Origin of the sequence: Haladaptatus sp. R4 (assembly GCF_001625445.1) — an archaeon.
Classification (GTDB): Archaea; Halobacteriota; Halobacteria; order Halobacteriales; family Haladaptataceae; genus Haladaptatus.
In genome coordinates this window covers 49,503-73,173 of the sequence record NZ_LWHG01000028.1, presented here as the reverse complement: position 1 = coordinate 73,173, position 23,671 = coordinate 49,503, and the positions used below count along the sequence as shown (strand labels likewise).

Annotated in this window: 17 protein-coding genes, 1 tRNA gene and 3 pseudogenes; 11 read left to right on the top strand and 10 right to left on the bottom strand. The window is 60.4% G+C overall.

Features of this window, described 5'->3' with window-relative positions:
• Window positions 1-39: 39 nt before the first annotated feature.
• Window positions 40-378, bottom strand: a complete 339-nt coding sequence (locus A4G99_RS27375) for a HalOD1 output domain-containing protein (RefSeq protein WP_223301914.1) — start codon at window positions 376-378, stop codon at window positions 40-42.
• Entirely contained in the window at window positions 362-721 is a 360-nt protein-coding gene (locus A4G99_RS15355; RefSeq protein WP_066145475.1) for a hypothetical protein, read from the bottom strand. Before A4G99_RS15355 ends, A4G99_RS27375 begins: the two co-directional genes overlap by 17 nt.
• A gap of 297 nt (window positions 722-1,018) precedes the next feature.
• On the opposite strand from A4G99_RS15355, the gene A4G99_RS15350 reads away from it, so the two are divergent.
• Window positions 1,019-1,825 (top strand): succinylglutamate desuccinylase/aspartoacylase family protein, encoded by an 807-nt coding sequence (locus A4G99_RS15350; RefSeq protein WP_066145472.1) that lies wholly within the window; start codon window positions 1,019-1,021, stop codon window positions 1,823-1,825.
• Window positions 1,826-1,843: 18 nt separating this feature from the next.
• Here A4G99_RS15350 and A4G99_RS15345 read toward each other — a convergent pair whose 3' ends face one another.
• Window positions 1,844-2,293: a UPF0179 family protein gene (locus A4G99_RS15345; RefSeq protein WP_066145470.1), complete on the bottom strand. Its 450-nt coding sequence runs from the start codon at window positions 2,291-2,293 to the stop codon at window positions 1,844-1,846.
• Window positions 2,294-2,318: 25 nt separating this feature from the next.
• Window positions 2,319-2,705: a DUF5820 family protein gene (locus tag A4G99_RS15340; protein ID WP_066145469.1), complete on the bottom strand. Its 387-nt coding sequence runs from the start codon at window positions 2,703-2,705 to the stop codon at window positions 2,319-2,321.
• A gap of 531 nt (window positions 2,706-3,236) precedes the next feature.
• Here A4G99_RS15340 and A4G99_RS15335 point away from each other — a divergent pair.
• From A4G99_RS15335 to A4G99_RS15320, 4 genes are read left to right on the top strand one after another with little or no spacing between them, the layout of a single operon-like run.
• Window positions 3,237-5,309, top strand: a complete 2,073-nt coding sequence (locus A4G99_RS15335) for a PrkA family serine protein kinase (RefSeq protein ID WP_066145466.1) — start codon at window positions 3,237-3,239, stop codon at window positions 5,307-5,309.
• Window positions 5,310-5,312: 3 nt separating this feature from the next.
• On the top strand, window positions 5,313-7,598 hold the full coding sequence (locus tag A4G99_RS15330; protein WP_066145462.1) for a PrkA family serine protein kinase: 2,286 nt from the start codon (window positions 5,313-5,315) through the stop codon (window positions 7,596-7,598).
• On the top strand, window positions 7,589-8,899 hold the full coding sequence (locus A4G99_RS15325) for a YeaH/YhbH family protein (RefSeq protein ID WP_066145459.1): 1,311 nt from the start codon (window positions 7,589-7,591) through the stop codon (window positions 8,897-8,899). Before A4G99_RS15330 ends, A4G99_RS15325 begins: the two co-directional genes overlap by 10 nt.
• Entirely contained in the window at window positions 8,896-10,881 is a 1,986-nt protein-coding gene (locus A4G99_RS15320; RefSeq protein WP_066145456.1) for a SpoVR family protein, read from the top strand. Before A4G99_RS15325 ends, A4G99_RS15320 begins: the two co-directional genes overlap by 4 nt.
• On the opposite strand, the gene A4G99_RS15315 is transcribed toward A4G99_RS15320, so the two are convergent.
• The 4 genes and pseudogenes from A4G99_RS15315 to A4G99_RS28810 all read right to left on the bottom strand — a co-directional run bounded on the left by A4G99_RS15315 (window position 10,873) and on the right by A4G99_RS28810 (window position 14,714).
• On the bottom strand, window positions 10,873-12,078 hold the full coding sequence (locus A4G99_RS15315; protein WP_066145453.1) for a HalOD1 output domain-containing protein: 1,206 nt from the start codon (window positions 12,076-12,078) through the stop codon (window positions 10,873-10,875). The genes A4G99_RS15320 and A4G99_RS15315 overlap by 9 nt on opposite strands.
• A 475-nt stretch (window positions 12,079-12,553) precedes the next feature.
• Window positions 12,554-12,628: transfer RNA gene (locus A4G99_RS15310), tRNA-Glu, on the bottom strand.
• Window positions 12,629-12,748: 120 nt separating this feature from the next.
• A pseudogene (locus A4G99_RS28815) lies at window positions 12,749-13,461 on the bottom strand (enoyl-CoA hydratase/isomerase family protein).
• Window positions 13,458-14,714 carry a 3-hydroxyacyl-CoA dehydrogenase gene (locus A4G99_RS28810; RefSeq protein WP_255359105.1) on the bottom strand — a complete coding sequence of 419 codons (1,257 nt, stop codon included), beginning with the start codon at window positions 14,712-14,714 and terminating at the stop codon, window positions 13,458-13,460. Before A4G99_RS28810 ends, A4G99_RS28815 begins: the two are co-directional and overlap by 4 nt.
• Window positions 14,715-14,829: 115 nt before the next feature.
• Here A4G99_RS28810 and A4G99_RS15300 point away from each other — a divergent pair.
• The 4 genes and pseudogenes from A4G99_RS15300 (at window position 14,830) to A4G99_RS15285 (ending at window position 19,709) form a co-directional block, all read left to right on the top strand.
• Window positions 14,830-15,983: pseudogene (locus A4G99_RS15300) on the top strand (acyl-CoA dehydrogenase family protein).
• A gap of 91 nt (window positions 15,984-16,074) precedes the next feature.
• A complete protein-coding gene (locus A4G99_RS15295) occupies window positions 16,075-16,449 on the top strand; it encodes a hypothetical protein (RefSeq protein ID WP_223301913.1) in 375 nt (124 codons plus the stop codon).
• 219 nt (window positions 16,450-16,668) lie between these two features.
• Window positions 16,669-18,132 carry a S8 family serine peptidase gene (locus A4G99_RS15290; RefSeq protein WP_150123125.1) on the top strand — a complete coding sequence of 488 codons (1,464 nt, stop codon included), beginning with the start codon at window positions 16,669-16,671 and terminating at the stop codon, window positions 18,130-18,132.
• A gap of 104 nt (window positions 18,133-18,236) precedes the next feature.
• The gene (locus A4G99_RS15285; protein WP_082837848.1) at window positions 18,237-19,709 is read left to right on the top strand and encodes a S8 family serine peptidase; all 1,473 of its coding nucleotides are present in this window, start codon (window positions 18,237-18,239) and stop codon (window positions 19,707-19,709) included.
• Window positions 19,710-19,790: 81 nt separating this feature from the next.
• Here the strand turns inward: A4G99_RS15285 and A4G99_RS15280 are convergent, their stop codons facing one another.
• Both A4G99_RS15280 and A4G99_RS15275 read right to left on the bottom strand, forming a co-directional pair.
• Complete coding sequence (locus tag A4G99_RS15280; RefSeq protein ID WP_066145446.1) at window positions 19,791-20,378, bottom strand: DNA-3-methyladenine glycosylase; 588 nt, start codon at window positions 20,376-20,378, stop codon at window positions 19,791-19,793.
• Window positions 20,379-20,445: 67 nt separating this feature from the next.
• Window positions 20,446-21,809 (bottom strand): annotated as a pseudogene (locus tag A4G99_RS15275) (RimK family alpha-L-glutamate ligase).
• 133 nt (window positions 21,810-21,942) lie between these two features.
• Here A4G99_RS15275 and A4G99_RS15270 point away from each other — a divergent pair.
• Together A4G99_RS15270 and sdhC are read left to right on the top strand one after the other, a co-directional pair.
• Window positions 21,943-23,019, top strand: a complete 1,077-nt coding sequence (locus A4G99_RS15270) for a succinylglutamate desuccinylase/aspartoacylase family protein (protein ID WP_066146615.1) — start codon at window positions 21,943-21,945, stop codon at window positions 23,017-23,019.
• A gap of 259 nt (window positions 23,020-23,278) precedes the next feature.
• Window positions 23,279-23,671 carry a succinate dehydrogenase, cytochrome b556 subunit gene (sdhC, locus tag A4G99_RS15265; RefSeq protein WP_066145444.1) on the top strand — a complete coding sequence of 131 codons (393 nt, stop codon included), beginning with the start codon at window positions 23,279-23,281 and terminating at the stop codon, window positions 23,669-23,671.

Genomic DNA, 23,671 nt, shown 5'->3' with positions numbered 1-23,671 from the left:
CTCTTTCCGCGAGGAAGAACGAGTTTTTCCGCGAGAAACCTACTCGTACACGGAAATCCAGCCGTCGCTTTTGACCGTGACGCGGTAGTTCCCAAACGTGAACTCGACGGTGCCGAGACCGGCGCGACTCCGCCCCGAGACGTCGGGTCCGAAGAAGGCGTCCTCCAAGGCGGCCACATCGACGCAGTCGTACAGGACAGGATCGTTCAACTCCATCGGCGACACTCCCTTGGCTTCCGCGATGGCACCGACGATGGTCGCCGTGAGGTCGTAACTACCTCCCTGTTCGTATCGTGCCTGCTGAACGAGCGTCCAGTGTCCGTCGTCGTCGCCACCATCGACGTCGACACGGTCGTCGCCCTCACTCGTCCGTGTCATCCATATCCCTCCGAGCGTGGGCCTCCTGTCCAGCGTCGAGGCTTGCACCTGCGCCTGATAGCGCGGCTATCACCTGTTCGGCATTGGGTCCAGGTCGAATGACTTCGTTCGGTTTATCGAACGCGAGCACGCCTTCCTCCACCAGTTTCGGAACGTGTGCGTGATAGAGCGAGGCGTACGTTCGTTCGATTTCCTCCTCCGGCAGGTCCACTTCCGGAATATCGGTCTCCCACGACGTCACTTTGACCGCGATTTCGGCCAACTCCCATTCGGTTTGGGATTTCAGCGTGTAGACGAGATATCGTCGTCGTGATTCCGCGAGCGCTTGGAACACGTGATCCAACTCCAGAACGTCTTCCGAGAAGTCCTCCGTCGCACACGCTCTGAAGGGACACCCGAGCGTGTTTCGACGTCGGATGGATGATCATCGTCCATAACCGGGAGGTTGTGTATCCAAGGTTATTATTGTTCGTGTCTGTCTTGCAACGGATTTGTGACTAAATCGCGGGATTCATCGTCAAATTATTTGATCGAAAGGGAGGATGACAACGGATGCTTCAGCGTCCCCGCTGACATCCTTCTTTTGCCGCAAAAATCCGAGTGTAAAGCGCTTTCAAGCTTCGACACCTGACTCCGGTAAATGCGAATCGAGCAGTTAGGTGAAGGGACACCGGAAGTCGCAATCGTCGCCGGGATTCACGGCGACGAGCCGTGCGGTCCGAGGGCGGTAGAGCGGTTGTTGACTGAGAACCCGGACGTGGAGCGAGCGGTGAAAGTCGTCGTGGCGAACGAGCGCGCGCTCGAACGGGGCGTCCGATACGTCAACGAGGATTTGAATCGGGTCTTCCCGGGAGACCCCGAAGCGGAGACGTACGAACAGCGGTTGGCCCACGAACTGGTCACGGAGTTGCGGGACTGTACCGTTCTCTCGTTGCACTCGACGCAGTCGTACGCCCAACCGTTCGCGCTCGTGGACCGTGTGAACGCCGTCGCACGGTCGATCTGTCCGTACCTACCGGTTTCCGAACTGGTCGAGACGGACGTGTTCACCAAGGGGAAACTCATCTCGCACCCGCACACGCTGGAAGTCGAGTGCGGCCTCCAAGGGTCGGACGAAGCGGCCCGGCACGCCTACGACCTCGTGCGGGGATTCCTCGCGGGAACGGGCGCTCTTCCGTTACCCGAGGGGGAGAATCCGGTGAACGCGGGTACCCGCGACGAAGTCGAGGTCTTCCGCATGGATCAGCCGGTGCTGAAAAACGGCGGATCGGAGTTCGAAGTGTTGGTGGACAACTTCCAACGAGTCGGAGAAGGGGAGGCGTTCGCGACTTCGGACGGGGCGGAACTGGTCGCGGACGAACCGTTCGTTCCCGTGTTGATGTCGGCGTACGGCTACGAGGACATCTTCGGCTACACGGCCGAATACGTCGGCGCGCTCGGAAACTGATTACCGCCGAAGAACGGACTATTTCTCCTTCGAGTCGAACTCGACCAGCGTCAGATCACGGTCCAACATGCAGTAGTCGTGCGGCGGGTCGCCGACGATTTTCGAGATGCGGTACTCCTCGTCGAACTCGGCACCGGCGGGTTCACAGAACTCGTGACTCGGACAGCCGACGTGTGGGCACGGTCCTTCGAGGCTCGCCTTGCTCCCGGCGTAGGCGTTTCGCGCGGAGACGTTGGCGCGGACGGTCGTCGGTTCGACTTCGACGGCGGTCACGCCGTCGTCGTGGACGCCACAGGGGAGCGTCTGTGCGCCTTCCCGAACGTCGGTGATTCGATATTTGATCCCTTCGGAGAGATTGAGACACTGATTTCTGTAGGGACAGCCTTCACAGGCGCTGGCTTCGCCCCGGTAGACGAATTCCTGACCGGCATCCGCGAGACGAGTACCGACGAGGGTGATAGTGGACATACGCGAGCGTATGTGTGGCCCTCGGTTAAGCCTCTCGCCCCGTCAATTCGTCCAACTTGTCGAGGTATCTCTCGCGGGGGACCTGATAACACGAACGGTAGTCGACCTCGCCGCGGTCGAACTCCGCGGCGAGCGAGACGGCGGCCGTGATTGCTTCTTCACGCGCGGGAAACTGCGGTGTCCCCGGAAGCGTGACCTCGGGTTCGAGGAAGAACTCGAAATACCACGAATCGGTCGCCCGCCGTTCCTGCGGTGGTCGGTTCGGCGTCCCCTGCGTGACGTACAGCGTCGGCATACACGCGGAGGGAAACTGTTGGGTGTCGAAAACGTCCGGACGATAGGCGAGGATACACCGTCCGTTCGGTTCCTCGTTCCAGACGACCCACGACTCGGGAAGGTTTTCGATGGACACAGCGGCGGTTGGTGACGGACGTGGGTAAGGCTTGCCAGTCCGCGGATATCGCCCAGTATATAAATGGAGTTTATACCGTAGTTTTTCACGCTATAGAATTTCACCGCTACAAGCCCACTACTCCCTAACTTTGGCCGATTACAATCATTAATCTATATCATAAGAGCCTTGTGTATGGACAACAGTTATATATGTCCTCGTCCTATCTATTAAACAGTATCGGGTGGTAGCAGTCCGCACGGTACACGGTCTCGAACCATACGCTTCCGTGACGAACGGATGTCGAAACGAGTTGACTGGTTTCCGAAGCGATGGATGGCACGCATAGCATATGATCCCGCGATTGACGCAGGAGTTACTGCGGGCGCGCACGCCGTCGCCCGACAAGCCCCGCCGGAGAGCGATCGCGGTGGTTCGACCGACACAACTTTGTGAATGCATGCCGACTACGTACTTCCCGCCGGTATCGGGCCGCCCGGTCGGTCTCTCTCTCCCTTGGTCCAAACGAAGCTCCAAACAATGCGTGATACAATGAAAGGTGACATCGAAACGCTGGACGACCTCAGCCGCAGTTACCAGGAATCGATGCCGGAAGACCTCCGTGAAACGAAGTCCTTCGACTGGTATCTTCGGGAGGTATACGAAGACCCGAAGGTAGCCCGAAACGCCCACCAGCGAGTCGCGGACATGTTCGACTACTACGGCACGGAGTACGACGAGGACTCCGGCGTCGTCGAGTACCGATTAGCATCCGAAGACCCCCTGTTCGACGGGGAAAACACGTTCTACGGACGCGAGATACACCGCGCGATTCACGAGTTCGTGAACAAGGTAAAAAGCGGTGCGCGTGGGCTCGGTCCCGAAAAACGCATCAAGCTACTACTCGGCCCGGTCGGGTCGGGGAAGTCCGACTTCGACCGACAGGTCCGCAAGTATTTCGAGGACTACACCCTCCAAGACGACGGCCGCCTGTACACGTTCCGGTGGACGAACCTCTGTGACGTGATTCCCGACCAGGACCCGTCCGACGACGTGATTCGGTCCCCAATGAACCAGGATCCGCTCGTCCTGTTGCCGCTCGAACAGCGCCAGCGCGTCATCGACGACATCAACGAAGCGTTGGACGCGCCGTACACCATCAAGAACGAACAGGCGCTCGACCCCGCCAGCGAGTTCTACATGGACTCGCTGCTGGCCTACTACGACGACGACATCAAGCAGGTGCTCGAAAACCACATCGAGATCTTCCGCCTCGTCGCCGACGAGAACAAGCGCCAGTCCGTCGAGACGTTCGAACCGAAGGACAAGAAGAACCAGGACGAGACCGAACTCACGGGCGACGTCAACTACTCGAAGATCGCCATCTACGGCGAATCCGACCCCCGGGCGTTCGACTACTCCGGCGCGTTCTGTAACGCGAACCGGGGTATCTTCAGCGGTGAGGAACTGCTCAAACTCCAGCGGGAGTTCCTCTACGACTTCCTGCACGCCACCCAGGAACAGACCATCAAGCCGAAGAACAACCCGCGGATCGACATCGACCAGGTCATCGTCGGCCGGACGAACATGCCCGAGTACCGAGACAAGAAGGGCGACGAGAAGATGGAGGCGTTCAACGACCGGACGAAGCGCATCGACTTCCCGTACGTCCTCGAGTACGAGTCGGAGGCCGACATCTACCGAAAGATGCTCCGGAACGCCGACGTTCCGGACGTGCACATCGAACCGCACACCCTGGAGATGGCGGGGCTATTCGGCGTCCTGACCCGGATCGAAGAACCGGACACCGAGATGGTGGACCTCCTCCAGAAGGCCAAATCCTACAACGGTGAGATCGAGGACACCGACGACGTGGACGTGAAGAAGCTCCGCGAGGAGGCCGAGGAGAAGGCCGACATCGGCGAAGGAATGGAAGGCGTCTCGGCGCGGTTCATCGGCGACGAAATCGCGGAAGCCATCATGAACTCCACGCACCGGAGCCGCGGCTTCCTGAGTCCGCTCTCGGTGTTCAACCACTTCGAGGAGAACCTCGAAAATCACGGCTCCATCCCCGAGGAGAACTTCGAGACCTACTACCGCTACCTCGAAACGGTCCGCGGTGAGTACCGCGAACGCGCGATCGAAGACGTGCGTCACGCGCTCGCCTACGACCTCGACGAGATCCAACGGCAGGGCGAGAAGTACATGGACCACGTGATGGCCTACATCGACAACTCGACCGTCGAGGACGAACTGACGGGGCGGGAACAGGAGCCAGACGAGAGCTTCCTGCGCGCCGTCGAGGAGAAACTCGAAGTCCCCCGTGACCGCAAGGACGACTTCCGACAGGAGACCTCGAACTGGGTGTCGCGACGTGCCCGCGAGGGACAAGCGTTCGACCCGCAGGACAACGACCGCCTGCGCCGCGCCCTGGAGCGGAAACTCTGGGAGGACAAGAAACACAACATCAACTTCTCGGCGTTGGTGTCGGCGAACGAAATGGACAACGACGAACAGAACGCGTGGGTGGACGCGCTGATCGAACAGGGCTACTCACGCGAGGGTGCCAAGGAGGTGCTCGAATTCGCCGGGGCGGAAGTCGCCCGCGCCGAAATGGAGGAGTAACCAGTGACCGAAGGCAGCGACTACATCGACGACGCGAACCGTGAACTCCGGGAGACCTACGAGGAGCCGATGAGCCTCGCGGAGTACGTAGACGCGGCGTTCGAAAACCCGACCATCGCCTCACACGCGAGCAAGTACCTCCTCGAAGCCATCGAATCGATGGGGCGGCGAACGGTGGTCGAGGAGGGCGAGGAGAAGGAGCGCTACAGTTTCTTCGACGACCCACACAACGACGGCGAGCACGCCATCCTCGGCAACACCGAGGTGCTGAACGCGTTCGTGGACGACCTGCGTTCCATCGCGGCGCGTCGCGGCAAGGAGGAGAAGATAATCTGGTTCGCCGGACCGACGGCGACCGGAAAGTCCGAACTCAAACGCTGTCTCGTCAACGGGCTACGCGAATATTCGAAAACGCCCGAGGGACGGCGTTACACCGTCGAGTGGAACATCGCCACCGCGACGGAAGCGCCGGGACTGACCTACGGCGACGACGCCGTCGCGACGAGCGAGGAGAACTGGTACGCCAGTCCCGTCCAGTCACACCCGCTGCTCGTCTTCCCGCCGAAGGTCCGTGAAGGGTTGCTCGACACCCTGAACGCCGAACTCGACGACAACCTCGACGTGCTGGTCGACGGCAAACTCGACCCGTTCAGCCGTGAGGCGTACGACTATCTGGAAGAGCAGTACCGCAGGGAGGGCGAGGAGGAGCTTTTCTCCGCCATCACCGACCCGGCACATCTCCGCGTGAAAAACTACGTCGTGGACATCGGCGACGGCATCGGTGTCCTCCACTCGGAGGACAGCGGCCGCCCGAAACAGCGCCTCGTCGGCAGTTGGATGCAGGGGATGTTGCAGGAACTCGACTCGCGCGGGCGGAAGAATCCGCAGGCGTTCAGCTACGACGGCGTCCTCTCGCAGGGCAACGGCCTGCTGACCATCGTGGAGGATGCGGCCCAACACGCGGACCTCCTGCAAAAGCTGCTCAACGTTCCCGACGAGAAGGCGGTCAAGCTGGATAAGGGCATCCAGATGGACATCGACACCCAACTCGTCATCATCTCGAATCCGGACCTCGAAGCCCAGTTGAACCAGCACGCCGATGCCGGAGGGGCGGACCCCCTTCGTGCGCTGAAACGGCGGCTCGACCGCCGCGAGTTCCGCTACCTGACGAACCTCAGTCTGGAAGCCGAACTCATCAGGCGCGAACTCACGAACGAAACGTCGGTGTGGCGGGCCGACGTGTACGACGAACTCGAAGCCCGAATTCGGGAACCCATCGGCGTTCGAATCCGGGACGCCGACGACATCAACGAGCGCGAAATCGCTCCCCACGCCATCGAATCGGCGGCGCTGTACAGCGTCGTCTCCCGACTCGACGGGAGCGACGTGCCCGCCGGACTCGACCTCGTGGACAAAGCCATCCTCTTCGACCGCGGCTACCTGTTGGACGGCGACGAGCGCATCGAGAAGGACGATTTCGACTTCGACGACGACGCGTCGGACGGGGCGGGCGGCATTCCGGTCACGTACACCCGCGATACCATCGCCGGACTGCTCAACGATATCCGTGACCGACACCACCCCGACTACGCCGTCGAACAGGTCATCATGCCGCGTGACGTGCTCAACGCGATGGCCGAGGGAATCGGGGATGCCCCCGTCTTCTCGACGGCCGAACGCACCGAGTACGAGAACCGCCTCGTGCCCGTGAAGAACTACATCTTCCAACAGCAGGAGAGCGACGTGCTCGACGCCATCATGCGCGACCGCCGGGTGGACGAGGAGACCGTCGCCGAATACATCGAACACGTCTACGCGTGGGCGACCGGCGAGATCGTCGAAAACGACCGCGGCGAGGAGATCGAACCGGACGCGCTGAAGATGAAGGTGTTCGAAACCGAGCACCTCGGTCGGTTCAGTCCGGACGCCTACGAGGTGAACCACGAACCGAGTCCGGCCGTGGCCGAGTTCCGCCGGAACAAGGTCATCACCGCGCTGAATCGCCACGCGTGGGAGAGCCGAAACGAGGAGTTCGAAGTCGGCGATATCGACCCGAAGGAGGTCCCGATCATCAAAACAGTACTCGCAAACAACGACTGGGACGACGTGCACCGTGTCTACGAGGACTTCAACCCGAGCCAGTGGGAGAACCCACCGAGGAACACCGAGACGGCCGAGGTAAAGGAGAAGACGATACAGAACCTACAGGAACTGTTCGGCTACTCCTCCGCCTCGGCCGAACTGACGAGCCAACACGTCATGAATCAGGTGAGCTACAAATGGGATTGAGAGACGACCTCGAACGATACCGTGAAGTCGGCGAGGACCGCCGTGAGGACCTCGCCGAGTTCATCCAGTACGGTGACCTCGGCCAGAGTCTCCCCGACGAGATTCACATCCCCATCAAGATCGTGGACCTCCCGGAGTTCCGCTACGACCAACGCGACCGGGGCGGTGTCGGCCAAGGGCAACCCGACGTGGGCGACCCCGTCGGTCAGCCACAGCCACAACCCGGCGACGACGGCGAGGAGGACGGAGACCCCGGCGACGAGTCGGACGAACACGGCTACTACGAGATGGATCCGGAGGAGTTCGCCGAGGAGTTGGACGACGAACTCGGCCTCGAACTCGAACCGAAGGGCAAGGAGGTCATCGAGGAAATAGAGGGGGATTTCACCGACGTGACGAAGACCGGCCCCGACAGCACGCTCGACTTCGAGCGCATGTTCAAGGAAGGTCTGAAGCGCAAGCTGGCGATGGACTTCGACCCCGACTACATCCGCGAAGCGATGGGCGTCGAGGGCTGGGGTCCGGACGAGGTGTTCCGGTGGGCACGCGGAAACAACCTCACCGTCTCCAAACGCTGGGTCGAGGAGAACTACGAGGCCCTGTCCGCCGACGAGCGCACGAAGTGGTCGAGCATCGAGGAGATGGAGTCGAAGGTCGAACCGACCAGCACGGCCCAGAAAATCCGCGACCACGGCGTCAAGAACATCCCGTTCCGTCGGGAGGACGAGCGCTACCGCTACCCGGAGATCATCGAGGAGCGCGAGAAGAACGTCGTCGTCGTCAACATCCGCGACGTGTCCGGGTCGATGCGCGAGAAGAAACGCGAACTCGTGGAGCGGACGTTCACGCCGCTCGACTGGTATCTCACCGGGAAGTACGATACCGCCGAGTTCGTTTACATCGCCCACGACGCGGAGGCGTGGCGGGTCGAACGCGACGAGTTCTTCGGCATCCGGTCGGGCGGCGGGACGAAGATTTCGTCAGCCTACGAACTCGCGGGTCGCATCCTCGAAGAGGAGTACCCGTGGGCCGACTGGAACCGCTACGTGTTCGCGGCGGGCGACAGCGAGAACAGCCGGAACGACACCGAGGAGAACGTCATCCCCCGGATGGAGGAGATTCCGGCGAACTTGCACGCCTACGTCGAAACGCAGCCAGAAGGCAAAGCCATCAACGCGACCCACGCCGAGGAGGTCGAGCGCCACTTCGGTGACTCGGAAAACGTCGCCGTCAGCTACGTCAACGGTCCGGAGGACGTGACGACCGCGATTTACGAAATCCTGAGCACGGAGGCATCATGAACGAGCGAATCGAAACCCAACGGAAGGCCGAAGAGTTGCAGGAGCCAGTCGTGGAGGCCCGAAACCTCGCGCGGAAACTCGGTCTCGACCCGTATCCGGTCAAGTACTGGATCGTCGACTACGACGAGATGAACGAACTCATCGCCTACGACGGGTTTCAGGAGCGGTACCCGCACTGGCGCTGGGGGATGAAGTACGACCGCCAGCAGAAACAGGGCCAGTACGGCGGCGGCAAGGCGTTCGAGATCGTCATCAACGACGATCCGGCCCACGCCTTCCTCCAACAGTCAAACAGCCTGTCCGACCAGAAGGCGGTCATCACGCACGTCGAGGCCCACTCGGACTTCTTCGCCAACAACCGCTGGTACCGGATGTTCGCGGACGAACTCGACGCGGCGGCGCTCCTCTCGCGCCACGCCGACAGGGTCCGGCGCATCATGGCCGACCCGGAAATCGACCGCGAAGAGGTCGAAAAGTGGATCGACAACGTGCTCTGTCTGCAGGACAACATCGATCAGCATCAGGCGTTCAAGCACCAGCATCGGGTTCAGGAGGACGAGGGCCACGAACCCGACGAAATCTCGGACCAACTCGCCGAGATGAACCTCAGCGACGAGGTTCGTCAGGAGGTGTTCGACGACGAATGGCTCGAAGCCCAGCAGGAAAAACAATCGGGAGCGCTCGAAGAACCCGAAAAGGACCTCCTCGCGTATCTCCGTGACCACGGGAGTGCCTACGACCCCGAGGAGGGCAAAGCCGCCGAGATGGAGGAGTGGCAACGGGAAGTGCTGGAGATGCTCCGCACGGAATCGTACTACTTCGCCGCCCAGAAGACGACGAAGGTGATGAACGAAGGGTGGGCCGCGTACTGGGAGTCGATGATGATGGGCGAGGAGGGCTTCGCGGGGTCCGACGAGTTCATCGAATACGCGGACCATCAAGCGCGCGTTCTCGGGTCGCCGGGACTGAACCCGTACAAACTCGGCAAGCAACTGTGGGAGTACATCGAGAACACCGAAAACCGTCGCGAAGTCGTGCGTGAAATCCTTCGCGTGAAGGGCATCACGTGGCGGAACTTCCACGACGTGGTCGATTTCGAGCAGGTCAACGAACTGCTCGAACCCGATCCAGCACTGGAAACGGTGACGTCCGAGACGCTGTCGGAGGTCGAATCGCTCCCGGCGGAAAAGATCGACACCGAAGCGCTGGAGCAGGCGAAGGCTGGCGATATCGATGTCGATGCCCATCCGTGGAAGGTGCTCTCGTACGAGGGGTTGGCGGAACGCCACTTCTCGCTCTGTAAGCTCCAGAATAGGGGATTCCTCGAAGCAATCCCGCAGGCGGACTTGGAACAGTACGCCCGATACATGATGGACGACGAGCGGTACGGGAGCATCGAGGAAGCGCTCGCCGACGTGGAGTACACCGTCGGTTGGGACCGGATGTACGAGGTGCGATCGAGTCACAACGACGTGACGTTCCTGGACGGCTTCCTGACGAAGGAGTTCGTCACCGACAACGAGTACTTCACCTACGAGTTCAGCCGAACGACCGGCGATTACCGGGTGACGAGCACGGAGTACGAGGACGTGAAGAAGAAGCTAATGCTTCAGTTCACGAACTTCGGCAAGCCGACGATGGCCGTCTACGACGGTAACTTCGACAACAAGAGCGAACTCCTGCTCGGTCACCACTACAACGGCGTCATGCTCGACCTCGAACAGGCCACGCGGACGCTCGAACGGATCTACGAACTCTGGGGCCATCCGGTGAACCTCAAGACTATCGTGAAGGAAATCGACGAACGCGACGCCGAAATCGCACGACGGCGGGACCGCGAGCCGGAACCCGAAGAGCAGGGAAAACTCATCCGCTACGACGGAGACGAGTTCGAGATGCGCGACCTGCCGTGGAGCGCGGTCGAGGACATCGCGGCGACTGAGGTCGATTACAACACGAAACCGGACGAGTGGCTAGCGTGAGTCGTACAGTTTGATCTCACCGCTATCGACCACCACCTCGTATCCTTCGTACTGAAACGTCGCGTAGACGGAGATATCCTCGTGCTCGGCGAGCCGTTGGAGCGCGTCGATGTCGATGACGTCCGAGAGGACCGGTTGTAATTCCGTCGGCGGGACGTCTCGCACGTTCGCCAACGCCCGTGCCAACGTCACGACGATCGAATCGTGTGCGGTGCCGTACACCGTCCAGTACGCTTCGTCGGACTCGTCTTCGGGTGGATCGTTCGTTCGAATTCGCTCGCTGTCGGAGAGGCTCGGGAACAGTTCAGTGGGCGAGTCGTCCGCCGTCAGTTGCACGTATCGTTCGAGCACATCCCGATCGATGAGCGAGGAGACGACGTTCCCGTCGAGTTCGAGAACGCCGACCTCGGCTAACTCCGGTAGATGGACGTGCCACAACGTGACGTGGACGCGTTCGCGTTCGTTCTCGCTCGGTACTCCCGACCCCTCCCACATCGCTATCTGTCGTGCGATTCCGGAGACGGTCGCCGAGTCGCTGACCTCACAGAGGTATCGACAAACGCGTCGTCGGCGAGGGGAACCGAGCAGCGCGAGGAGAACGTCGGCCGAGACCGCCGGTTCGGTCCCTTCGTAGCCGTGCACGACATCGAACAGCGAACGGAGCATGGCGACGGTCGAACCGTCGTGCGCGTCCGGGACGATATGGAAATGTGCCACGACGTCGAGCTGCCGGAGGTGGTCGGTGAGGGTAGCGAGAAATCGAAACGCGGTCGTTCGGTCGACGTGGCGGAGGAGCGTCGAGACGGAGTCGAAACAGAGCACCGTCGGATGGTCGTTCGCCGACCATTCGTCGAGATACAGTCGAATCGTGGTTTCGAGTCGGCCGAGGCTCGCGGGGTTCGACAACGAGACGGAGTTCTGATCGCCGTGTGGTTCGAGTCGGTGTGTCCCGGTTCGTGCGTTGCCAGCACCGATGGCGATGATTCCGAGTTCCGTCGGTTCGTCGCCGATTCGCGATCGCCACTGCTGTAACACGACTTCCGGTGATCGATTGTAGGTTACGATGAGGACGTTTCGGTCGCTCGCCCCATCGCCAGACAATCGATGCACACAGTCGAAATCGCCCTCCCTCCCCATCGCTGCTGTCGAGAGAAGCGTGCTTCCCGCGTCGAATGATGAATCACCTGCTGTAGTCATGTCGTTTCATATATGCCGCTTATTTCAGTCCCCCGTGCAGAGAACGCATCGTCTGACTGTGTCAACTAGAGGCATTCCACGATAATAAAGATATCCGCTAGTTCTTTTGAACTATCGAGAGTTGCCATCTCGTTTCCACTCGTCTCTGCGCTATTTTCACTCGTTTGAACGGTTGTGCACTATTGAAAACTATGTGATACATATCCGTGAAATGTCTGTTCGAATGGAACGGTCGGAACGACGGCATGCTTCGAAATAACCCGGATAGTGTTGGCTATCGGGAATATGGTTCGATCCATCGAATTTCATTCTCGTGGTAGATACTGTCCGCTCGAATCTCGATTCAATCGAAAACACACCAACGCATCGCTTTTTGTTACGTTGTTCTTCGAAAAGTACTCGTCACACGGGAAGACAAACAGCGTCTTCCATGCTCTCGTTCGCTACGCTCACGAGAACTTTGTTCCTCGGAAAATGCTCGGTCAGGGATTTGAACCCTGGTCCTCGGCTCGAAAGGCCAAGATGATTGGCCGGACTACACCAACCGAGCGTCCTGCGCTTCTGCGCACTCATTGCTTTCTGTTGGACTAGTTTAAACCTTCCGTTATCGACCGACAGCGGGCCGATTCCGCGTCAATTGGTGTCACCCCTTTTGGGAAGGGGTGGCAGTTTACTTGCCTTCGAACTCGGCGTCGCGTTTGCCCATGAACGCGGTGATGCCTTCCATCAGGTCGTCCGTCGCCATCAGGTGGCCGAACGCTTGGGCTTCGATTTCGAGTCCGGCCTCCGTGCTCTCCCATCCCTTGAGCATCGCACGCTTCGTGAACTTCTGTGCGATTGGCGGGCCGCCAGCGAGTTTCGTGGCCAGTTCGAAGCGCTCTCCTCGAACTCCTCGGTCGGGACGACTTCGTTCAGGAAGCCGTAGTCGGCCATCGTCTCGGGTTCGAAGCGGTCCGCGGTGAAGATTATCTCCTTCGCGCGCCCCTCGCCGACGATGTGCTGGAGGCGTTGGGTTCCGCCCCACCCCGGCAGGAGGCCGAGGTCGTGTTCTGGCTGACCGAGTTCCGAGCGCTCGCTGGCGATTCGGAGGTCGGCGCACATTGACAGTTCCATCCCGCCGCCGAGACAGTAGCCGTCGATTCCGGCGACGACCGGCATCGAGCAGGATTCGAGTTTACCGAACGTCTCCTGACCTTTGTGCGAGAGTTCGATGGCTCCGATGGGGTCGGCACCGCCCGCGGCCATGCTCTGGACGTCCGCTCCGGCGGAGAACGCCTTGTCGCCCTCGCCCGTGATGAGGACGGCACGGACCTCGTCGTCCTCCTCCAGTTGGTCGATTGCGACCGAGAGTTCGTCCAGCAGTTCCCCGCTGATGGTGTTCATGCGGTGTGGGCGGTCGAGGACGATTTGTCCGACCATCTCACCGGGCTTCTCGATGCGGATGGCCTCGAACTCGATGCCTTCGTCATCTTCCGGGTCGGCGAAGCCGCCGACCTCGGCGCGTCTTCGAGATAGTCCGCGGGTTCGTAGCGTTCCGAACCCGTCTCCTCGTGGAGGGATTCGAGCGTTTCCAGCAACGTCGACAGTCCGGCGTCGTCCGCCATCCGGGCCGGTCCTTCGGGGAAGCCAGCGCCGAGCATGACCGCCTCATCGATTTCTCCGGCGGGCGCGACGTCGTTGCCGACGAGTTTGCCGACCTCGTTCGCCATCACGGCTTGCAGGCGGAGGATGACATCCTCGTTTCCGGCGTCGGTCGGGATATCGACACCGCCGTCCTCGTAGTCGTAGAATCCCGTTCCGGTTTTCTTGCCGAGGTTCCCCTCCTCGACCTTTTCGGCGAGCAGCGGGCACGGTTCGTAGGCGTCACCGAGCACCTCGTGCATATATTCGAGGACGTGATAGCCGACGTCGATGCCGACCTGGTCCGCGAGTTCGAAACTGCCCATCGGCAGGCCCATGTCGAACTTCGTCGCGCTGTCCACTTCCTCGATGGTGGCGTCGCCGGATTCGACGATCCACGCGGCCTCGTTCATCAGGGGGACGAGCACGCGGTTGACGATGAACCCGGGGCTGTCCTTGCGCACGCGGACGGGGGATTTGCCCATCTCCTCGGCCAACTCCTCGGTGACGTCGAGAACGTCCTCGTTCGTGTGGGCACCCGTGATGACTTCGACGAGTTGCATCCGAACCGGCGGGTTGAAAAAGTGCATCCCGCAGAACTGTTCGGGGCGCTCGGTCACCTCGGAGAGTTCGGTGATCGAGAGACTGGACGTGTTGGTGGCGAAAATCGTGTGGTCGGGGGCGTACTCCTCCAGTTCCCCGTACACGTCCTTTTTGATCTCCATCTTCTCGGGGACGGCTTCGATGACGAAGTCGGCGTCCGAGACGGCCTCCTCGAAGTCCACGAGCGGCGTTACGCGGTCCAGCGCGGCGTCGGCGTCAGCCTCGCTGATCTGGTCGTTTTCGGCCAGTTTTCCGAGGCTCCACTCGATTCCCTCGTAGCCGTTCTGGACGAACTCCTCTTTGATATCCCGCAGGTTCACGTCGAATCCCGCGAGCGCCGCGACTTCAGCGATTCCGTGGCCCATGTTGCCTGCGCCGAGAACCGCTATGGTGTTGATATCTTCGAGCTCCATGCAAGAACCCTCGTTACGGGGGTGTTTCAACGTTTCTCTATGTGAACTAATAAACTCTCTTCCAGTTTATATCCGGTTACAAAACGATTTATCCGTGGCCCCGTAATCCATTCACATGGACTTCGAACTGTCAGAAGAGCAGCAAGCAATTCGTGACGAAGTGCGGCGATTCGCGGAGAACGAGGTCGCACCGATCGCGAAGGAGTACGACCAGAAGGAGGAGTACCCGTGGGAGATCATCGACAAAGCGGCCGAGATGGGGCTAACCGGCGCGAACATCCCCATCGAGTACGGTGGAGCGGGCTACTCGCCACTCGAAGTTGCCATCATCGTCGAGGAACTGTTCGCCGTCGATCCGGGTATCGGCCTCTGTATCACGAGCACCGCGTTCGGCGGGGACGCCATCCGCGAATTCGGGACGGAAGAACAGAAGGAGGAGTACCTCGCTCCCGTCGCGGCGGGCGACGCGGTCATGGGTACCGCCATCAGCGAGCCGGACACGGGTTCGGACGTGTCCTCGGTCTCCACGACCGCCGAAAAGGACGGCGACGAGTGGGTCATCAACGGCAACAAGATGTGGATCACCAACGGGTCCATCGGCGACTTCTTCGTCGTCATGACGAAGACCGACCCCGAAGCAGAGGACCGCTACGCCGGATTCTCCCAGATCATCGTCGAGTCCGACCGTGACGGCTTCGAAGCGACAAGATCACGGGTAAACTCGGTATCCGTGCCTCCGACACCGCCGAACTCATCTTCGACGACGTGCGCGTCCCCGAGGAGAACCTCGTCGGCACGCGCGGTATGGGCTTCCTGCAACTCATGCAGTTCTTCGACGAAACCCGTACGGCCGTCGCCGCACAGGGTGTCGGTATCGCCAAGGGTGCGTGCGAACGCGCCCTCGAATACGCCCAAGAGCGTGAACAGTTCGGGCGTTCCATCAGCGACTTCCAAGCAATCCAGCACAAACTCGCCGAGATGCACACGAAGACGGAGGCCGCACGCAACCTCACCTACAAATCCGCGTGGAGCGTCTCCGAGGGCGACGGGCAACTGACCCAGTTGGCGTCGATGGCGAAGGAGTTCTCCTCGCGTACCGCCGTCGAGTGCGCCGACGAAGCGGTCCAGATTCACGGCGGGTCCGGATACGTCAACGATTTCGACGTGGAACGACTGTACCGTGATGCGAAGATCACCCAGATCTACGAGGGAACGACGGAGATACAGAAGAACATCATCGCCCGGGAACTGCTCGGGAAAGGATTCTGAGCGCGGTTTAAAGGGTTCCGAGTTCGATTTGGAATACCTAAGTGTGTAGGCATCGGTCTTTTCGGTTTCTCTTTCGATAGTTCGGACGACCATGAGTTCCAATTCAGCTGGTGCTTCGGGAACGGGCTCGACGGAACAACACACCGGAGCGAACGACCTCGACGTAGTGATGGAACTACTGGCGGACCACCGTCGTCGGCACGTCCTTTACTGTCTTCGGAGTAGCGACTCCGCCCTCGACTCGGAAACCCTCGCCGAGCGAATCGTGGATCAGGACGATCATACGACGGAAGGGGAGAAACGGAATATCCACATCGAACTACGACACAACCATATCCCGAAGATGGAAGCGGCCGGGATCATCGAATGGGAAGACGACGGAATCCGATTCGACGGGTCGGAGACGCTTATCGAATCGTATCTCGATCTTGCTGCCGAATTGGAACCCGACGTGAGTTTTCGATAATCGACGACCGTTCTTTTCTCCCTCATTATTCTCCCTCAATCTCCATAACGGATACGTAGTCGCCAGTAACGTGGAAAGTTAGTCCCATCCCCAACAGTTGAGTCCTCCCCAATTATATTAGAATTTAAGTTTTTCAAGATATTATCTATCTTCGAGTGTCTCGTTAACAGTTGCCGAAACCGATAACATTAAACAGAGGAAGTATTGATATCTACTGGAATGTCACAAAAACCAACGAGACGTTCATTTTTGAAAGGTGCAGGGGTGGCACTTGCTGGACTGACGATGACGATGCCGACGGTCTCCGCGAGTCCGTCGGAGGACCGCTATATCGTCGATCTTCGGTCCACATCGGACAGCGACCTGGCAGGGCTCGACATCGTCCACCGTCTCGATCAAATCGACATCGCGGTCGTCAAGGGGACTGACGAAAAGGTGAGTGGAACGCGGTACTCGAAGGACGTCGACATGGCGGTGACGTTCCCGGAGATGGAACATCACGGGCACCACCACGACCGGCACCATTGGATGCAGGACCCGCTCTACAAGTACCAGTGGGACAAGCAGGCACAACGCATCCCGCAAGTTCACCGGAAGACGCGCGGCGAAGGGACCCGCGTGTCCGTCATCGATTCGGGAGCGTACGAGGACCATCCGGATTTGAAACACGCGCTCAACACTGACCTCTCGAAGAACTTCACCGACGACGGCGGGGACTTCAACCCAGTCGAGAGCGACCACGGAACGCACTGTTCCGGTATCATCGCCGCAGACGACAGGAACGGGAAAGGCGTGACCGGCACCGCGCCCGAAACGGACCTCGTCGCGCTTCGCGTGTTCTCCGGACCGGAAGCGACGTTCGGTGACGTCGTCGCGGCGATGGTGTACAGCGCGGACATCGGATCGGACGTGGCGAACATGAGTCTCGGTGCGTACCCGCTGCCGGACGATTCGGACACCGCCGTTCTCAAGGACTCCGTCGAACGCGCGTCCTCGTACGCGAACGAGAAGGGTACGCTCATGGTCGCGGCGGCGGGCAACGATTCGTCCAACCTCGACGCCGACGGCGAGGTCATCAGCCTCCCGAACGAGGCCGACAACGTCATGAGCATCAGCGCCACCGGCCCCATCGGCTACCGTTGGGACGACGAGAATCCGGAGGACGAAAACTACCACGCGGCGCTTCGTCACCTCCGAAAGCCGACGTACGAACCGGCGTTTTACACGAACTACGGCGCGGATGCGGTCGACATCAGCGCACCCGGTGGAAACGCCGACCAGAGCCAGATCGGTACCGACTCGAAGTGGTACTACGACCTCGTTCTGAGCACAATTTTCACCGAGGAGGACGGCGAGCGAGTACCGGACTACGGGTGGATGGCGGGAACGAGCATGGCGTCACCGCAAGTGACGGCCGTCGCCGCACTGGTCAAGAGCGTCAACCCGGACGCGACGCCGGGCGAGGTTCGCCAGCACCTCGAAGACACGGCACGTGATCTCGACAACCCGACCTATCACGGGGAGGGTCACCTCGACACCGCGCGGGCCGTCTGGAAGGAAATCGGGGACGACCGTTGGGGTCATCACGGCCACGATCACGACGATCACGATCACGATCACGGACATGACCACGATCACGACTACGGCCACGGACACGACCACGGATACGGTCACGACGACTGAGTTCATCCTCGTTCAGAAAAAGATGAACGTATTCTGTACTTTCATATTTTTAATCGATAAGTGAGTATTAACATTAATATATGTCCGATAGGAATTGAGAACGAATGCCACGAAAACCGACGCGCCGTTCGTTTTTGAAGGGCGCAGGGGTTGCGCTGGGTGGATTGACACTGACCGTCCCGACCGTTTCCGCGGAATCGACTTCGGACCGATACATCGTCGATCTGCGTAATGGCTCGGCCGACGTCCTCGACGGCCTCGAAGTCGTCCACGATCTCAGCCAAATCGGCATCGCCGTGGTCAAAGGTGACGAGAGCGAGGTCGCGGGAACGCGGTACTCCAAGGACGTGAAGATGGAGTTCAACCGAGTCGAGGCCGAACACCACGAACGTTCGAACCATCACCCACACGACACGCGTTACGACCTGCAGTGGGACAAACAGGCACAGAACGTGCTCCAAGTCCACCGAAGGACGCGCGGCGAAGGGACCCGCGTGTCCGTCATCGATTCCGGGGCGCTCGAAACCCATCCGGATTTGAAACACGCGCTCAACACCGACCTCTCGAAGAACTTCACCGGGGACGGCGGGGACTTCAACCCCCTCATCAGCGATCACGGGACCCACGTCTCGGGCATCATCGCCGCCGACGGATCGAACGAAGACGGCGTCATCGGAACCGCACCCGACACGGACCTCGTCGCGCTTCGAGTCTTTACCGGACCGTTCGCGACGTTCGGGGACATCGTCGCGGCGATGGTGTACAGCGCGGACATCGAATCCGACGTGGCGAACATGAGTCTCGGCGCGTATCCGCTGCCGGACGATTCGGATACGGAACTGTTGGAGGAGTCCATCGAGCGGGCGTCCTCGCACGCGAACGAGAAGGGCACGCTCCTCGTCGCGGCCGCGGGCAACGACAGCGTGAACCTCGATACCGACGGCGACGTCATCAGCCTCCCGAACGAGGCCGACAACGTCATGAGCATCAGCGCCACCGGTCCCATCGGCTTTCTCTGGGACGACGAGAAGAAGGACGAGGACGAAGACGAAGACCACCACGGTCACCACTGGCACCACGACCATCACCACTACAAGCGGGCGCTCCACCACCTCCGAAAGCCGACGTGGGAACCGGCGTACTACACCAACTACGGCGCGGAAGCCATCGACATCAGCGCACCCGGCGGAAACCTCGATCAAGACGCCCCGGAGGACGCGAACGCACAGTACGACATGGTGCTGAGCACGGTGTTCGACTGGGGCGACGAGGACGACGACGCGGACATGGTTCCCGCGTACGGTTGGAAAGCGGGCACGAGCATGGCGACGCCGCAGGTCGTCGGTGCTGCCGCACTGATCAAAAGCGTCAACCCGGACGCGACGCCGGGCGAGGTTCGCCAGCACCTCGAAAACACCGCGCGCGACCTCGACGACCCGACCTATCACGGCGAAGGACATCTCGATACCCGACGTGCCGTCTGGCGACCGATCCGGAGTCACCATCACGGACACGGCCACGATGACGACCACGACCATGGCCACGATGACGACCACGGCCACGGACACGACGACTGAATCCATCGTCCGTCCCCCAACTACGGTATCCGTGGAAGGACGACCGTAGACACCCTCCGGCGTCGTTTTCGAACGGTTTTCTCACTCCGATTCGTACTCGGCCCAGATGTATCGCGTCGCGACCGAACGGTAGGGTCGCCACTGCTCGCCGATTTCACGCATCTCCTCGCGCGTCAACTCCGTCCCGTTTCCGTACAACTGCTGGATGCCGCGGCGTACCGCCAGGTCACCGAGCGGGAGGATGTCCTCCCGTTCCAGCACGAACAGCAGATACATTCTGGCGGTCCACTCGCCGACACCCTTTATCTCGGTCAGCGCGTCCACGACTTCCTCGTTCGAATGCTCGGAGAGTCCCTCCTTGGTGAGATCGTTCCGCTGGAACGCGCGGGCCGCGTTCTTCAGGTATTCGACTTTCGTGCGCGAGAGACCCGCGTCCCGGAGGTCGTCGTCGTCCGCGGCCAGCACGGTTTGTGGCGTCACGTCCCCGAGCAGGGAGAAGACGCGCTCTTTGACCGCCGCCGCGCTCGCCGTCGAGAGCTGTTGGTTGATTATCGAGATACAGAGCCGTTCGTACTCCGACCAGTTCGCTTCCGAGTACGGGTCGTGTCTGTCGAGCAACTCGGCCATCACGGGGTCCTCCCGAAGTGTAGATAGTGCGTCGTCGTTCATCGTCTCACTCGTAGCGGTTGCTCGTCGGTAGGAAGCCACGGCAAAAAAGCTGTCCGCCTTACCCTGCTTATTCTTCGGCGTGCTCCTCTTCCTCTTCCATCTCGGCTTCGTCATCGGAATCGACGCGGCGACGCACGTCCACCTGGTAATGTTCGAGGATGTCCCGACCGAGGAGGACCGGATAGTCCATGTGACTTCGGTCCTCGATGCTAGCGGTGACGGTGTGGCGGTTGCCGCCGACGCCGATGACGACGTCGACGACGGGGCGCGATTTGCTCGACTTGCTGCTGCCCGACTTGACGCGGGTCATGCTCTTGATGGGACCCGCACCGATCTGGGCGGCGAGTTTCGTGTCGATGCTCGACCGGGTCGCACCCGTGTCGGATTTCGCGACGACGGTTTCCGACCCGCTGGTTCCGCTCACCAGCACTTCCTCGGTGTAGCCGATGACGACGGGTTCGGTCGGTTCCGGACTACTGCTGACGGGCTTGCACGACGGGACGGAGTCGTCCAACGTCGCGGACAACTCATCCACGCGCTGGTGGTCGACGTCCCCGCCACCCGCCTCGATCGCCGCCTTCGCGATGTACGGGGCCGCGCTTCGACCGGTCGCCTTGTACAGGCCCTTGAATCCGGCCGTCGGGTTGACTTCCAGGACGTACCAGCCGTCGTTCCCCTCGATGAGGTCCACACCGGCGTAGTCGAGTCCGACGACGTCGGTCGCGCCCGCCGGGCGATATCGACGACTTCGTCCGGCAGTTCGTCGGTCATGTCCTCGACGTCGCCGCCGAGCGCGACGTTCGTCCGCCAGTCGTTTTCCGGCGCGTAGCGGTTCATCGCGCCGACGATCTGATCGCCGATGACGTAGACGCGAAGGTCGCGGTGTCGCCCCTCGTCGCGCTCGATGAGGTCCTGTAAGAACGCCTGGCGATCCCCGACGCGCGGATTGACGAGTTCGTCCGGACCGACCTTCCACGTCCCGCCGCCGTGGGTTCCGATGGCGGTTTTGTAGACGGCCTCTTCGCCGTAGTTCGCCCGACCGTCGTTGAGGCGGTCGGTGTCGAGCGCGAGAAGCGCATCCGGGACTTGGACTCCGGCGTTCGTGAGACTCGCCGCGGTCGAGAACTTGTGAATGGCCGTCATCACCGCGTGCGGTCGGTTGAGAATCGGAACGAGAGAGTCGTAGATGTTCGCGAGTCCGAGCGCTTCGGACGGTTGTTCGGTATTGGAGAGCAGAAGGCGGTTGGCGACGACGTCGATATCCGGTTCGAGCGTGACTTCCCCATTCTCGATTTCGACCGCCGTGTTCTCGTGGCGAAGCCACTCCGGTTCGTGACCGAGATCTTCGATAGCGTTGCAGATCGCTTTCGTTTCCTTGCTGTTGTGTAGACTGAGTACCCCAACCCGTACAGGTGAGCCGTTAGAATCCATTAACGTACATTTCGTCCGTTCGGTCTTAAATCGTTCCCAGTTGATTTGAAGCGTCAACGTCTCCCACAGAAAAGTTCCGGAACGGGACATGTGTAGTAGTATATTTTTATACGGTGCTCCCTGAGTGGTGTACATGACCGGGGACGAGGCGGAGCCGTTCACGTATAATGGCGGTATCGTGGAACCGGGCGAAATCCAAAACATCCGGTACGGAATCAGCGAGACGTATCTCGGTGATCCGGTTCGGATTCCCGTTACCATCGTCAACGGAGAGTATCCCGGCCCGACCGTCTTTCTCTCTGCGGCGGCCCACGGTGACGAACTCAACGGCATCGAAGTCGTCCGTGAAGTCGCCTACGACTGGAATCACGAGGAGTTGCACGGGACCATCGTCTGTCTCCCCGTGATGAACGTCCCCGGGTTTCTCGCCCAGCAGCGATACCTCCCCATCTACGACCGCGACCTGAACCGCTCGTTCCCGGGTCGTCAGGGGTCCACGAGCGCGAAGCGGATGGCCGATCAGATCTATCGCAATTTCCTCGAACCGTGCGATTTCGGTATCGACTTCCACACGTCCACACGCGGCCGGACGAACATGCTCCACGTTCGTGCTGATATGGAGAATCCCGAAGTCGTCCGACTCGCCCGCGCGTTCGGTTCGAACGTCATCATCTCCTCGCACGGTTCGTCCGGAACGCTCCGTCGCGAGGCCTCCGATTCGGGAATTCCGACCATCACCATCGAGATGGGCGAAGCACACCGCTTCCAACGACACTTCATCGACCGAGCGCTCGAAGGCGTGATGAGCGCCTTCGCGGAGTACAATCTCCACCCCGACGACCCGGTGAAATGGCCGGGATGGAGAACCGTCATCGACGATGAGAAGGAAAAGACGTGGCTCCGCGCGGACGTCGGGGGCCTCGTCGAGATGCATTACGACCGTGGCTCGCTGGTGTACGAGGGGACGCCAATCTGTTCCATCACGAACCCGTTCAAGACCGAAAGCGAGTCCGTCAAGGCACCGTTCACCGGCCTGCTCGTCGGTGTGCTGGAGAATCCGGTGGTCTACCCCGGAAACCCGCTCTGTCACATCGTGGAACTGAACGCGGACACCCGCCGCGCGCTGAAACGCGACCGGGCACACGCGGAAACCGAGGGCGACGTGCAACCGCCGGGCTACGTCGGGGCACCCGAACTCGGCGACCAGTAACCCAGATATCCGCGACGGTTGCCGCTTCATCCCGAAAGCGGCAATCCGTGGGTTTGAATATTACTGATAGTTAGTTCCTGTAAGCACTCAAACGTTCGCCGTATTTGTTGTAGAGATAAGCCGATAGAGACCCGGAGATGCGCGTCCGTTTCGGATTCGGTACTGAGGGGCCGAGTGGTCAACCGAGGTGTATTTTCGGGGCGCATACGCGGACAGGTAGTAACTTCTATTTGCCCCCGGTACCGACCATTCGAGTGGCATGAGTCAATCGTATGATCGAGGCCTCATTGAGGACTTCGGCCGATGGCGTGAGTTTTCGGCCGGCATGTGGGCCTGGATCTTCCACAAATTTACTGGGTGGGTACTCATCGGCTATCTGTTCACACATATCGCCGTGCTGAGTACCTCGACCGTTAGCGGGAAATACTACACCCAAACGATCCAGGGTCTCGAAGGGCTAACCGTCATCCGAATCGCCGAAGTCGGACTGATCGCCGTGGCTGTCTTCCACATTCTCAACGGCGTCAGACTCCTCTTTATCGACCTCGGACTCGGACTGGAATCGCAGGACAAGAGCTTCTACGCGTCGCTTATCGTGACCGCCATCATCGTATTGGCGAGCATTCCGACGCTACTCACGGGGGCGTTCTGA

Coding starts and splice junctions, on each gene's coding strand:
- A4G99_RS27375 (WP_223301914.1), bottom strand. CDS start 378: ATGACACGGACGAGTGAGGGCGACGACCGTGTCGACGTCGATGGTGGC.
- A4G99_RS15350 (WP_066145472.1), top strand. CDS start 1,019: ATGCGAATCGAGCAGTTAGGTGAAGGGACACCGGAAGTCGCAATCGTC.
- A4G99_RS15345 (WP_066145470.1), bottom strand. CDS start 2,293: ATGTCCACTATCACCCTCGTCGGTACTCGTCTCGCGGATGCCGGTCAG.
- A4G99_RS15335 (WP_066145466.1), top strand. CDS start 3,237: ATGAAAGGTGACATCGAAACGCTGGACGACCTCAGCCGCAGTTACCAG.
- A4G99_RS15325 (WP_066145459.1), top strand. CDS start 7,589: ATGGGATTGAGAGACGACCTCGAACGATACCGTGAAGTCGGCGAGGAC.
- A4G99_RS15320 (WP_066145456.1), top strand. CDS start 8,896: ATGAACGAGCGAATCGAAACCCAACGGAAGGCCGAAGAGTTGCAGGAG.
- A4G99_RS15315 (WP_066145453.1), bottom strand. CDS start 12,078: ATGACTACAGCAGGTGATTCATCATTCGACGCGGGAAGCACGCTTCTC.
- A4G99_RS28810 (WP_255359105.1), bottom strand. CDS start 14,714: ATGGAGCTCGAAGATATCAACACCATAGCGGTTCTCGGCGCAGGCAAC.
- A4G99_RS15295 (WP_223301913.1), top strand. CDS start 16,075: ATGAGTTCCAATTCAGCTGGTGCTTCGGGAACGGGCTCGACGGAACAA.
- A4G99_RS15290 (WP_150123125.1), top strand. CDS start 16,669: ATGTCACAAAAACCAACGAGACGTTCATTTTTGAAAGGTGCAGGGGTG.
- A4G99_RS15285 (WP_082837848.1), top strand. CDS start 18,237: ATGCCACGAAAACCGACGCGCCGTTCGTTTTTGAAGGGCGCAGGGGTT.
- A4G99_RS15280 (WP_066145446.1), bottom strand. CDS start 20,378: ATGAACGACGACGCACTATCTACACTTCGGGAGGACCCCGTGATGGCC.
- A4G99_RS15270 (WP_066146615.1), top strand. CDS start 21,943: ATGACCGGGGACGAGGCGGAGCCGTTCACGTATAATGGCGGTATCGTG.
- sdhC (WP_066145444.1), top strand. CDS start 23,279: ATGAGTCAATCGTATGATCGAGGCCTCATTGAGGACTTCGGCCGATGG.